This is a genomic window from Variovorax sp. YR216 (genome assembly GCF_900107745.1).
In the GTDB taxonomy this organism is placed as follows: domain Bacteria; phylum Pseudomonadota; class Gammaproteobacteria; order Burkholderiales; family Burkholderiaceae_C; genus Variovorax.
On the sequence record NZ_FNRO01000013.1, the window covers coordinates 61,031 to 73,019 of the forward strand.

An 11,989-nucleotide genomic window follows, 5' to 3' on the forward strand; every position below is an offset into this window, starting at 1 on the left:
CAGTTTCTTCAGTGGAGCAGTTGCCGGCTGTCGATCACTTCGATCGCAAAGCTGCCCTGCGCGCGTGCGAGCCGGACCATTTGCGCTGTGCCCCCATTTGCGCCGTCGTCGTGCCCGTCCCATAGAACGAGGAGGGTCACGCGGTCGGCGCCCCAGGCATCGGCCAGATGCATCACCCAGCGGTTGCCGCGCTCCCAAGGATCCATGCCGGGTCGGCCCTGCAGCCAAAGCGGAAGCTCGGCGCCGTCGCCAAGCTGAAGCAGGCTCGCCTGGTTCGACCTGACGATCCGCTGGAAGCGAACGCGCCACTCGTCGGCTTCCGGGAACGCCAACCGGGCCACGACGTCCGGCGGCATTGGAAGACAAAGCCGCGCCGGGATGCGACGATCCGCGCACAACTCGTGCACCAGCAAGTCGGCGCCGCGTGCCGCGCTGGCGAGCACCGTCATCGAGAGTCGTCTTCCATTCTGGTCGACCTGCGCGGACAGCATCTCCAGCCTCGCGCCGATCAGCTCGCTCGCCCTGGACTCCACCGCGGCTGGAAAACGCGGCGGCGCGTCGGGCGCGTCGACGCGGTGACCAGCGAACACGACCAGATGTCGGCCCGGCGCCTCGCCACGCTCGCCGAAGCTGTCCATGACAGCCGCCACTGTGGCGGCGCGTATTCCAAGCGCTGCGAAAAGCTTCAATTGGCCGCTTGCGGCATCCCAGGCGAAGGCCTTGTCGGGCGGAATCGCGTCGTGATAGGCCTGCACCACCAGTCCCGGGTTGGCGGCAAGGGCGTCCTCGGAAAGCGTGAGGAAGCGCAGGTCGGCATCGGCAATGTCCGCCCAGATCTTGTCGGCGTCGAAGCGCTGGGCGCGCGCGACCGCCGCTCCCACGACCTGCGCCAGCACCGGCAGTTCGTTCTCGAGGTCTTCCCGGGCGCGATCGGCATCGCGTTGCTGACGAAAAAGATTCTTCCAGCCAGCCAGTTCCGACAGCACGAGCAGCGCGTGCCCCATCTGCAGCGCGGCGAGGCCCGGGTAGAACGCATTCAGGTCGCGCTCGAAGGCCTCCCGATAAGCGTCGTATGACTCGATCGCGCGCCGGTCGAGCGCCAACGCGCGTGCCGCGCCCACGTCAGCGGCATTCGCGAAGGGCAAGCGCCAGAGCGTCTTCAGGTTGCGCCCTTTCAGCGCCAGTGCCTCGGCGGCCTGGGCTGGCGTGCAGGCACTGTCTTCGGTGATGCGCCGAATCGCCTGGTTTGAAAGTTCGAGCAGGGATGCGCGGCCCGTCGAACGGTATTCGCGTTCGTAGAGATTGGCCAATGCGAGATTCGCCTCGACATCGCCCTGGTCGGCGCCGCGCACCTTCTCCCAACTGCGCCGCGCGCCGGCGACGTCTTTCACGCTCCACTGCGCACGCCCTACTCGCCGCAAGCCTTCGCGTTCGTAGCGCTGGCCTTGAAGGTCCTCAGCGATCACGCGCAGCCAGCCTCTGTCGGCGGCCCGCTCGGCGCGTTCGATCTCTTCGCTCAAGTCGAGAGGCACCAGTGTCACTTCGGCCGGGTCGGTCTCCGTCAACTTGGGCAGCATCAGAAAGATCGGGCTGTCCGTTTCGCGTTCGGAGTGCAGGCTCGAACGCAGCGTAGCGACAAGATCGTCGACCGCGGCCGCAGGATCATCGATCGAGTACTTCAGGTAGCGGTCGGTCGACAGATCGAAAGGCGTCCCATCGGCGGACGGATCGCCCTTGATCATCACGGTGTGCTTCTTGCGCAGTGCATGGCGCACGCCAAGCTCGTAGAAGACGTTGGCGTTGTGGATCGTGATGTCGCAGATCACGATGTCCGCTTCGATGATCAGGCCGAACATGTCGGCGCGGATGTTTCCGGCATCGATCACTTCAGCCGTCGTGCCACCGCTCAGGCCCTCACAGCGCTGCACGGCCGGAGCAATCAGCTTGGCGTGCACCGCATCGAAGTCGATGGACCGGCCTTTCCCATCCTGCTTGACGCCGAATCCGCGGATGACGAAGACACGAGGCATGGCATCCTCCTGCGGTTCTTCTTGCCGGAAAGTGCGACCGCGAAGGCCCCGCAATGCCGGGGCCTTGACCATTTTGCTCGCACAAACGTAGAACTGTCAGTCTTACCTTTGGCTAATGTCCGACTCACATCCAGATGCGATGTTTTGCCGACGCTCTTTGCTGCTCTCCTGTGGTATCTCGCTGTTCATGAACCACGTTTCGCACTCCTCTGCCGCTTCGGCGGCGAGCCCCGACAGTCGCATCACGCACGTCGCGAAGGGCGCATCGCCGATCTCGATACGCCCGCCAGGCCGGAATGTCCTGACCTTTCTGGGCTACTCGGGAGCCGGATATCAGAGCGAAGCCGCAATGCTCGCCAACGCTGCCGAAGTGCTCGACAAGCACGATCCGGCTCGCACGACGGTGAACATCGGTGCCACAGCCGATGGCATTGGTGCCGTGTACCGATTGGCGCGTTCGCGAGGCTTTCCCACGATGGGCGTTGTGTCGTCGCAGGCAGTGGAAAGCAAGGCGGCCTGGTCGCCGCACGTCGAGCGGATCTACGTGATCGAGGATTCGACTTGGGGCGGCAAGATCGATGGGAAGCTCAGTCCGACCTCTGCGGCGATGGTCGCCGTGAGCGATGAGATCGTCGCAATCGGCGGCGGAGAGATTGCGCGCGACGAGTTGATGGCTGCTCAGGCGGAGGGCAAGCGTTGCCGCTATATCCCCGCGGAGTCCAACCACGAGATCGCGCGACAAAAGGCGCGCAAAGCGGGAAAGCCGGTGCCCGAAAACTTTGGCAGCGTCCTGGGCGCGAACGCCTGGGAGTCGCCTTAGCCGAGGGTCGACCCTCTCCTCTCCAGTGACGGCGCCGATTGCGCAAGTGGGGTCCTTGGCCGACACTGCCCGGCATGGAAAGTCCTCGACGGGTGCTGCGAGGGGCTGTCTGGTGTGCTGCAGCCGTCGGCGCGGTGCAAGCTCACCCGCCTGCGCATGCCGAGCCTACGCAATGCCCGCAGCCGCAGCGGGCCGTTTTCTCGTGCGCCGTTGGTGCGAAGCAGCTTGCTGTCTGCGCTTCGGACCCGCTGACGGAGACGACGGGGACGCTGCAGTACCGCTTCGGTCGCCCGGCGCAGGTCGAGATGACCTTTCCGCCAATGGGCGCGGGCTGGCGCGAGGTGACGCGCGCGGGCACCTTGATGTTCTCCGGCGGCGGCGGCGCATTCATCGTCTTCGACAAGCGTCCCTATCGCTACGTCGTGTACAGCGCCATCGGCCAAGGCTGGGGCAGCAAAGCCGGTGTCGTCGTCGAGCGCTCCGGCAAACGCGTGGCGAGCCTGAACTGCACGGCGGACACGCGCTCCGAACTCGGGCCGGCATTGTTCTCCGCGGCCGGCATCAGGCCTTTCGAGGGCGGCTTCGAACTGCCCTGAGCGGCGACGGTCTGGATGTCGACAGCCTTGGTCTTGGGGATGACAATGGGTCGCAGGGCTCTACACTGCCCTGCCGGTCACCTTGCCGCGGCAATCCAAAGGGGGCGCCCATGATCGAAGTCGATGCGCAAACCATGCGCGAAGTCGCGCCGACTTTCAGCGGCGCCCACGGCCAACGGCAGAACGCCATCATCACCGCCGTGGGCGAGGTGCTGGCCGTGACCCTGCAGGCCTATCAGATCGACAACCGGCTGCGCATCGCCCACTTCCTGGCCCAGACCTGTCACGAGTCGGCCGGCTTTCGCACCACCGAGGAGTTCGCCAGCGGCCAGGCGTACGAAGGCCGTGCCGACCTCGGCAACGTCCATCCTGGCGACGGCGTTCGCTACAAGGGGCGGGGGCTGCTGCAGCTCACTGGCCGTGCCAACTATCGCGATGTCGGAACCAGGCTCCACATCGACCTTGAAAACCACCCTGAAAAAGCCGCCGAGCCGGTGCTGTCACTGAAGATCGCTTGCGAGTTCTGGAAGAAGAATGGCATCAATGCGGCGTGCGACGCCGACGACGTGGTGCGCGTGACTCAGATCGTCAACGGCGGCACCAATGGCCTGGCGGATCGCAGGGCGCTCACCTCAAAGGCAAAGGCGGCGATCGCGCGGTTGGAAGGGTTTGTGCTCACCGGTGTCGCGCCACCGAGCGGGAACCGGCCGGTCCTGCGCCGGGGCTCGCAGGGCGATGCCGTCGGTGAACTGCAGCGGCGGCTGCGGGCGTTGGGCTTCATGGTCGCTGTCGACAACGATTTCGGCCCCGGCACCGAGGTCGCGGTTGCTGCCTTCCAGACGCAGCGCGGCCTGGAACCGGTGGATGGCATCGTCGGCAACGACACCTGGACAGCGCTGGACGCGCCGGGCGACGGAACGTGACCGGCTGTGCGTCGGCGCGACTTGCCGATCAATCGTCTGTATCGCCGAACCACGGCTTCGCTCCCGGCCTCGGGTCGAAGCCCTTCCCGCCCTTGTGGATCTCCGCGTGATGCAGCTCCCATTCGGTCCGCACGACATCGACGACGACCTTCAGCTTCACGCCTGAAGGAATCCGCCTGACCGTGAAGGTGTAGGCGGACGGACGCGAGATGTTCTCCTTCGCGATGGCGATGGCCTCGCTGTCGGTGGGAGGCGTCTCGGCGGTGATGTCGACGGGGCCGTTCTTGAACTTGTTCTTCGGTGTGAAGGTGAAGACGGTGTCCTTGCCCACCACGCGGCTGGACCCGAAGGTGAAGTCCTTCGGGTTGAGCTGTTTGGCCTGGGACTTCAGCAGTTCCAGCTCCTTGCCCTTCTGCGGGAAGATGCCGTCGTAGGCCACCTCCCGGCTCTGGTCGGTGGTGCGCCGGAGTTTCTTTCGCATCGCGGCCCAGTCCGTGATGAAGGCGTACTCGGGCTTGGCCTTCATCGCCTTGAAGGCATCTTCGTCGGACAGCTTGCTCGCCCCGGGCTCCTCGTAGAAAGGATCGGCCAGCGATTCGGTCCCGCCGCCATAGCGCTGGCCGTGCGTCGGTGCGATCACGCGTGCGCTGCCACCGAACGCGGTGCGCACCTCGCCCAGCATCTCCTCGCTGCGCCCGAGGTTGCAGCCCCGGATGAGGACGTTGGTCCAGAAGCCGACCAGGTCGGCCTGGGGCTTCGTGATGCTGCCGGCGTCGTTGGCCTTCTTGAGTTCCCCGTACTCCACCCTGCCCGGCGTCGCATCCTTCGCGTCGAGCGAGAACTGGAGCGTCCCGTCCGGGTGCGCGTGCGAGACGATGATGAGGTTCGCCACCGGCTTGCCGCCATCGTTGATGCGCTGGTTGATGCCATCGAGGTCGCGCACATCCTCCACCATCGTTGCGGCGGGATATTCGGCCTTGAAGAACTTCTTCGCTTCGGTATAGAACCTGTTGTTGCTCTTCCTCGCGTCCTTTCCCATGATGAAGACGTAGTCGATGGCGCCACGGGCCGTGTCGACGCGCCCGATCTGCGCCTCGATTTCCTTGGCGACTGCTGCCGCGTTTCCGTTGGCGATCCGCTGCAAGGTGTCGTCGCCCGCGACGATCGTGCCCGTGGTCCTGGGCCCGCTGCCCTTGAAGTCGACGAACACGCCCTTGCGGCCCTTGTCGTACCGGCTGCCGTTCAGTTCGAAATGCATGTCCAGCCCGTAGACGTTGATGAGCCGCCACACGACCTCGTGCACCGCGAACTCGGGCTTGGAGGCTGCCAGGGCCCGCTTGGCGAGCGCCGCGAGGGCTGCTTCCTCCTTGGTGATCGCGGCGGCTTCATCGGGATCGCGCGGCCTTCGCTGAATCTGCACGGTGGGGGCACTGCGCTGCTGGACGACGTGGGTCAGTTCATGCGCCAACAGTCGCCGCCCTTCGCCGACATCGCTCGCACGCCGCCCCGCGCCGAAGACGATGCTGTGGCCCACCGTGTAGGCCTGGGCGTCGACATCGCTCGCCGACTGCTCGGCGGCGGGTCCCGAATGAATCCGGACGTGTGAGAAATCCGCGTCGAAGCGCCGTTCCATGTCGTACCGCAGGGCAGGCTCGATGGGGCTCCCAGAGCCCTGCAGCACCCGATGAACACTGGCGGGCGCATCTCCGAGCGCGCCGGCGGATTGCCCGGTGGCGGCCATGCGCGGCGCTTCGCGGTGCCCGGGCACTGGAGGCGGTTCCGACGCGATGCGTTCGGCTGTGCGCTCGGCCTCGATCTCCAGCGGGTCGCTGCGCGACGATGCCGCGTCACCCGCATGGATCCGGACGTTGCTGAAGCTGTGCCCCGAACTGGAGGCCACATCGCGTCCCATATCGGCCTGCAATGGTGATCCGATGGCCTCGGCCCGCGCGGGCCGGATCCGCGTCGCAGTCGCCGCACGCGGCGCGTCGAACAAAGGGCTTGCACGATGCATGGCGCGGACCCCTGGGCGATGGATGAATCCCGGGCATGGTGCACGCATCGCCCCTGCCTCGCAAGATCGGAGCGCTTGCGATGTGCCGTCGGCCCGATGGACACCCGACCTTCGGTGTATGCCCAAGCGGCGAGCCCGGGACTAGCATGCGAGGCCGAAGGGATCGATTCATGTACGCGCCGCAGATCGCCAGGGCACGGACCAGGCCTCCCACGGGCCGGTCTCCACCTGTCGCGCCCGCGCCGCTGCAGGGCATCCTGCAGCGCAAGCTCACCGTCGGCTCCGTCGACGATCCGCTCGAACAGGAAGCCGACAGCATCGCCGAGAAGGTGATGAGGTCGCCCGATAACGATCTCTCCTTCTCGCGCGCACCGCCTCGCATCAGCCGTGCATGCGCGGAGTGCGAGCGCGAGGAAGACAAGGAAAAGGGTCTTGTGCAGCGCTCGCCCGAGCCGGGCGAGGCGGTCACGGAAACGCTCTCGCGCAACCTCGGCACATCCAGCGGCGGCCGCGCCCTGCCGCAGTCGACGCGCGTCTTCATGGAGCGACGGTTCGGGGCCGACTTCTCCGCCGTGCGCATCCACGCGGAGGCCGAAGACAACGAACACGCGCAGCAGCTCAATGCGCAGGCGTTCACGATCGGCAACCACATCCACTTTCGCCGCGGCAAGTTCGACCCCGACCACCACGCCGGCCGGCTGCTGCTCGCGCATGAACTCGTGCACACCCTGCAGCAGGGACGCACGGCGTCGCGGGTGCAACGCAAGACCGATGCCGAATGGAAATACGAGGCGGCTGCCTTCGAGACCCAGATCCTGGCCGCTCCCGAATACAAGGCATTGGACGGGGTGGCCAAGGGCAATGTGGCCTGGATCATCGCGCAGGCCAGGACCAAGCCGCTCGGGGACGCCAAAGGCCAGCGTCTCTACTACCTATTCATGCTGTTGAAAGCGATCACGACGCACTTTCAAGGCGCCTCGTCGGGGTCGGGCTACGGCTGTTCCGCGGACATGGCCAAACAGAACCGCGACGTGGTCGACAAGGCCCTGAAGACCGAGGCGCAATGGGGCGGCGCCTACAGCGACGTCGACGAGCTGTCGGTCGCCACGGCGACGAACATGGTCGAGCGGACCGGCGAGCAGGGCAAGAAGTACAAGGTGGACCGCAGCGATCCGAAGAACATCCGCGTCAGGATCAAGGTCAAGCTCAACGGCGTGCCGGACGAGGTGTCCAAGATCAAGAGCCTCGAGGATGCGATCGAGCGTTCGATCTCCATGACGACGAAGGGCTACTACGTCGACATCGTGTTCGTGAATACGACGGGTCCGGACGTGTTCGAGTTCACCGTGAAGTTCTGCGAATGGCCGAACTCGGGCAACTGGGCATCGAGCCCGGTCACGCTCTCGCACGAGGTCCATCATGCGCTGGGCCTGGCAGACCGCTACGACTACATCGAAGCGCACGCCGGCAGGTCGAGCATGCGTCTCGAGATGCGGCTGGACTTGTTCGTCCAGCAGATGAAGAAGACCGCCGGTCCCCGCGATCCCTACAGCAAGATGGCCTACAACAACAACTCGCTGCTGGCGGAAGACGTCTGTGCCGTGGCCTTCGCGGCCGGCGCCGATCGCAACAAGTGCATCGAGGCGCGCAAGAGTCTCGACCCGGCCAACGTGCCGCCGTGAGTCGCGCGGCTCAGGGATTGAACCAGTTGTCGCTGAGGATCGTGGGGTCCAGGTTCAGCAGGCTGGTGAGAAGCTTCTTCGCTTCGGCCTTGTCGGCGGTCGCCCCGGTCGCGTCGGCATCGAACTTGGCAATGGCCGCAAGCGCGTCCTTGCGGGACATCGTCGCGAACCCAGGGACCTTGGCGCTGCCGTATCCCTTCGTCACCGTCGCGCCATATTTCTTCCAGAAGCCCGACGCCATGCCGGGCCAGAAGCGAAGCCGGAAGGACTGGTCCGCATGCGTGGCCGCGTAGGTGTGATCGGCGCCCGTGATGGCGGACTGCTGCTCCGCGCTGCGCGCGCGGTGGTAGTAGTCGGTCAACGGGCCGCTGTGTGAGTTCGGGTCCACTTTCGTGCCCGCGAAGTAGTCCGCGAACTTCGCGTCGTCCGCGCGCAGTGCTGCCATCAGCGCCACCGGGTCGACCGGGTCGCCGCTCTGGAAGTTGCCCAGCGCCCAGTTGGCCTGCCCCTGCGGGGGCGCCGGCAGCTTGGTGGGATCGGCGTCGGTGCGCGAAGCCCATGTGCCGAGCGCGGACGCCGCGCCGGCGCCGGTCGGGCAGGTCGACGTCCAGCCCGAGACCGTCTTGAGATTCGGGAACGCCTTGAGGTAGTACGTCTTGATGGTCGACTCTTCCGCCGCCATGCAGGCCAGCACGATCAGGTGCCTGGTCTGCGCGGCCGCCTTGGGGAAGATGCCGGCCAGCGACACCAGCGCGTCGAAGAGGATCGCGCCCTTGGCGTCTTCGTTGTAGACCTTGGTTCCATAGCTGTGGCCCGACAGCACCACGCGCGACATCCGGTCGACGCCATCCTTCTCGCACGCCGAATAGACCGCGATGACATGCGCGAGGTCGTCGCGGTCGGAGCTGGACTGGCTCTTCAACAGTGCTTCGAGCGTCGCCGTATGGGCCGCGTCCAGCGACTGCGCAGCGGCGAAGGCCTTGATGCCCGAGTCCTGCGTGAGGTCGTAGGTGGCGCCACCGGAGACGGTCTTCTCCTCGTGCTCGCTCAGCGTCACCTTGGTGATCTTCACTGAGGTGCCCGTGTACTGCGTGGCCAGTTGGGCAACTTCCGGGCCGTAGTTGTTCATGCCGACGTAAAGCACGTTACCGCCTGCGACAGGCGGAGGCGCCGTGCGCTGGGGCTGCCGATGCACGCGCGGCGTTGCGCCGTCGTGCGTGACATGGGACAGCTCGTGCGCGAGGAGCCACCGGCCGGCGCTCGTCCCGGGTGCGTACTGCTGCGGTCCGAACACGATGTGACGTCCGACGGTGTAAGCGTCGGCGTGGAGTTGGTCGGCGGTCTGCCGGGAAGCAGCATCGTCATGCACGCGCACCGCCGACAGGTCGTGACCGAAGCGCGGCTCCATGTACGCGCGCGTGTCCGCATCGAGCGGACGGCCCGCCGATGCAAGAACCTGGCTCACGCTGGCCGGCGCGAAGTCGGGATCGCGCTCACGCGTCGTGCCGGACCGGGCACGTGACGGCTCGGAGGTCTGCGTGACGCGTTGCGCATCGCGATCTGCTTCGAGTTCCTCGGCATCGGAAGGGCTGCTGACCCTCAGCATCGTGCCGAACCCACTCCTGGTGGCCTTCCTGCGGACAAGGCCCTCATCTTCCCGCTCGCACGCAGCGCACTTGCGTCGGATCGGCGATCCGGCGACCGATTGAAAACGAAAGGCCAACGTCGGGGCGAACATGGGCTGTGCCTATAGCCGTCAGTCTATTGCGGTTCGCGATTCACGCGGTTAATGTCGGCTCGCCTTTTTCACGTCGATCGATCGATCTGCAATAAGGAGAGTCGACCATGCCATCCGCATTGCTGTCCCCCGGCGTCTATATCGAGGAGGTGCCGAGCGGGGTGCGCACCATCACCGGCGTGGCGACCTCCATCGCCGCGTTCATCGGCAGGACATCGCAGGGACCCGTGAGCGAGCCCGCGCTGATCACCAGCTTCGGCGATTTCGAACGGCTGTTCGGTGGCGTCCAGATGGACTATCCGCTGAGCTATGCGGTTCAGGACTTCTACCTCAATGGCGGCAGCCAGGCCGTCATCGTGCGCCTGCAATCGGGCGCCGCGGCCGCTGCGGCCGCGCTCGTCACCGGCGGGGCGAACAACGAGGCGCTGGACCTCGTCGCGTCGAGTCCGGGGACATGGGGCAACGGCTTGAAAGCGACCGTCGACAACGCCACGCGCGACCCGGGCGACACCACGCTCTACAACCTCACGATCACGCAGGCCGGTGGCGCCACCGAGAAGTTCCTGAACGTCTCCTCCAACAGCGCGAGCCCCCGTTTCGTGGCGCGTGTGCTGGACAGCGGCTCGCTCCTCGTGAAGGTGGCCCTCGACAGCAACGGCCACTGGATCGCGCCTGCAACGCGCCCCCTGCCCGGCACGGTTTCATTCGCAGGCGGTGTCGACAGCGCCCACCTCGCGAACAGCGACTACCTGGGGTCCGCAAGCCTGAAGACAGGCATCTTCGCGCTCGACAAAACCGATCTCTTCAACCTGATGTGCATCCCGCCGGACACGCGCGGTGGCGACACGGCCGCGGCTGTCTATCAGGCGGCGATGGCCTATTGCGCGTCGCGCCGCGCCGTGTTGCTGGTCGACCCGCTGGCCGCATGGGGACAGGTCAAGGAGACCGCGGCCGCGAAGGCTTCCGATCCGAACACCGGCGTGGCCAGCCTCGGATTGACCGGCGATGCGGCCCGCAACGCGGCGATCTTCTTTCCGCGCGTCATCAAGTCGGATCCGCAACTCAATGGGCAACCGGATGTGTTCGCGCCGTGCGGCGTGGTGGCCGGCATCATTGCGCGGACCGACGGGACGCGAGGCGTGTGGAAGGCGCCTGCGGGCCTCGATGCGGCGCTCAATGGCGTGCAGGGCCTGCAGGCCAACCTGAGCGACGGCGACAACGGCGTGCTGAATCCGCTCGGCATCAACTGCCTGCGTTCCTTCCCGGTGTCGGGTCGCGTGGTGTGGGGTTCGCGCACGATGCGCGGTGCGGACCTGCTGGCCGACGACTACAAGTACCTGCCGGTGCGCCGGCTCGCGCTCTACATCGAGGAGAGCCTCTATCGCGGCACCCAATGGGTCGTGTTCGAACCCAACGACGAGCCGCTGTGGTCGCAGATCCGGCTCAACGTCGGCGCCTTCATGCAGAACCTCTTCCGGCAAGGGGCCTTCCAGGGCCACACGCCGGCGGCGGCGTACTTCGTCAAGTGCGACAGCGAGACCACGACGCAGAACGACATCAACCTCGGCGTCGTGAACATCCTGGTCGGCTTCGCGCCGCTCAAGCCTGCCGAATTCGTCGTGATCCGCCTGCAGCAGATGGCCGGCCAGATCACCGCCTGAGGAGAACACCATGGCCCAGTTCACCGTCAACACCTTCCGCGTCGATCCCTACAAGAACTTCAAGTTCAGGGTGAAGTGGGATGGCAAGTACGTCGCTGGCGTGAGCAAGGTCGGCATGCTCAAGAAGACGACCGAGGTGGTCAAGCATCGCGACGGCGGCGATCCCAGCACGTCGCACAAGTCGCCGGGACGCACGGAGTTCGATGCGATCACGCTGGAGCGCGGCGTCACGCACGACCCCGAGTTCGAGAAGTGGGCCAACAAGGTCTGGAACTTCGGCGGCGGCCTCGGGGCCGAAGTCTCGCTGAAGGACTTCCGCAAGGACATCATCATCGAGGTCTACAACGAGGCGGGCCAGAAGGTGCTGGCCTACAACGTGTACCGCTGCTGGGTGTCCGAGTTCCAGGCCCTGCCCGATCTCGACGCCAACGCGAACGCCATCGCCATCCAGCACCTGAAGCTGGAGAACGAGGGCTGGTCGCGCGACACCTCCGTCGTTGAACCGACCGAGCCGACCGTCTGACG

General features: G+C 66.0%; 9 protein-coding genes. 6 read left to right on the forward strand and 3 right to left on the reverse strand.

Features of this window, described 5'->3' with window-relative positions; genetic code table 11:
* Positions 1–8 precede the first annotated feature (8 nt).
* Positions 9–2,030 carry a tetratricopeptide repeat-containing protein gene (locus tag BLW05_RS25415; protein WP_093166354.1) on the reverse strand — a complete coding sequence of 674 codons (2,022 nt, stop codon included), beginning with the start codon at positions 2,028–2,030 and terminating at the stop codon, positions 9–11.
* Between the two features lie 187 nt (positions 2,031–2,217).
* Here BLW05_RS25415 and BLW05_RS25420 point away from each other — a divergent pair, with 187 nt between their 5' ends.
* From BLW05_RS25420 to BLW05_RS25430, 3 genes are all read left to right on the forward strand, one after another.
* A complete protein-coding gene (locus BLW05_RS25420; protein WP_143044919.1) occupies positions 2,218–2,850 on the forward strand; it encodes a hypothetical protein in 633 nt (210 codons plus the stop codon).
* Between the two features lie 305 nt (positions 2,851–3,155).
* Positions 3,156–3,446, forward strand: coding sequence for a hypothetical protein (locus BLW05_RS25425; RefSeq protein WP_143044920.1), 291 nt, complete (start codon positions 3,156–3,158; stop codon positions 3,444–3,446).
* A 110-nt stretch (positions 3,447–3,556) separates the two neighbouring features.
* The gene (locus BLW05_RS25430; RefSeq protein ID WP_093166357.1) at positions 3,557–4,369 is read left to right on the forward strand and encodes a peptidoglycan-binding protein; all 813 of its coding nucleotides are present in this window, start codon (positions 3,557–3,559) and stop codon (positions 4,367–4,369) included.
* 28 nt (positions 4,370–4,397) lie between these two features.
* Here BLW05_RS25430 and BLW05_RS25435 read toward each other — a convergent pair whose 3' ends face one another.
* Positions 4,398–6,383 carry an eCIS core domain-containing protein gene (locus BLW05_RS25435; RefSeq protein WP_177142813.1) on the reverse strand — a complete coding sequence of 662 codons (1,986 nt, stop codon included), beginning with the start codon at positions 6,381–6,383 and terminating at the stop codon, positions 4,398–4,400.
* Positions 6,384–6,553: 170 nt separating this feature from the next.
* On the opposite strand from BLW05_RS25435, the gene BLW05_RS25440 reads away from it, so the two are divergent.
* Positions 6,554–8,065 (forward strand): eCIS core domain-containing protein, encoded by a 1,512-nt coding sequence (locus tag BLW05_RS25440; protein WP_177142814.1) that lies wholly within the window; start codon positions 6,554–6,556, stop codon positions 8,063–8,065.
* Positions 8,066–8,075: 10 nt separating this feature from the next.
* Here the strand turns inward: BLW05_RS25440 and BLW05_RS36315 are convergent, their stop codons facing one another.
* Positions 8,076–9,671, reverse strand: a complete 1,596-nt coding sequence (locus tag BLW05_RS36315; protein ID WP_093166359.1) for an eCIS core domain-containing protein — start codon at positions 9,669–9,671, stop codon at positions 8,076–8,078.
* Positions 9,672–9,910: 239 nt separating this feature from the next.
* Between BLW05_RS36315 and BLW05_RS25450 the strand changes: the two genes are divergently transcribed.
* Both BLW05_RS25450 and BLW05_RS25455 read left to right on the forward strand, forming a co-directional pair.
* On the forward strand, positions 9,911–11,464 hold the full coding sequence (locus tag BLW05_RS25450) for a phage tail sheath family protein (protein ID WP_093166360.1): 1,554 nt from the start codon (positions 9,911–9,913) through the stop codon (positions 11,462–11,464).
* Between the two features lie 10 nt (positions 11,465–11,474).
* Positions 11,475–11,987 carry a phage tail protein gene (locus tag BLW05_RS25455; RefSeq protein WP_093166361.1) on the forward strand — a complete coding sequence of 171 codons (513 nt, stop codon included), beginning with the start codon at positions 11,475–11,477 and terminating at the stop codon, positions 11,985–11,987.
* The last annotated feature ends 2 nt before the right edge of the window (positions 11,988–11,989 follow it).

Coding starts and splice junctions, on each gene's coding strand:
- BLW05_RS25450 (WP_093166360.1), top strand. CDS start 9,911: ATGCCATCCGCATTGCTGTCCCCCGGCGTCTATATCGAGGAGGTGCCG.
- BLW05_RS25440 (WP_177142814.1), top strand. CDS start 6,554: ATGTACGCGCCGCAGATCGCCAGGGCACGGACCAGGCCTCCCACGGGC.
- BLW05_RS25455 (WP_093166361.1), top strand. CDS start 11,475: ATGGCCCAGTTCACCGTCAACACCTTCCGCGTCGATCCCTACAAGAAC.
- BLW05_RS36315 (WP_093166359.1), bottom strand. CDS start 9,671: ATGCTGAGGGTCAGCAGCCCTTCCGATGCCGAGGAACTCGAAGCAGAT.
- BLW05_RS25415 (WP_093166354.1), bottom strand. CDS start 2,030: ATGCCTCGTGTCTTCGTCATCCGCGGATTCGGCGTCAAGCAGGATGGG.
- BLW05_RS25430 (WP_093166357.1), top strand. CDS start 3,557: ATGATCGAAGTCGATGCGCAAACCATGCGCGAAGTCGCGCCGACTTTC.
- BLW05_RS25435 (WP_177142813.1), bottom strand. CDS start 6,383: ATGCATCGTGCAAGCCCTTTGTTCGACGCGCCGCGTGCGGCGACTGCG.
- BLW05_RS25425 (WP_143044920.1), top strand. CDS start 3,156: ATGACCTTTCCGCCAATGGGCGCGGGCTGGCGCGAGGTGACGCGCGCG.
- BLW05_RS25420 (WP_143044919.1), top strand. CDS start 2,218: ATGAACCACGTTTCGCACTCCTCTGCCGCTTCGGCGGCGAGCCCCGAC.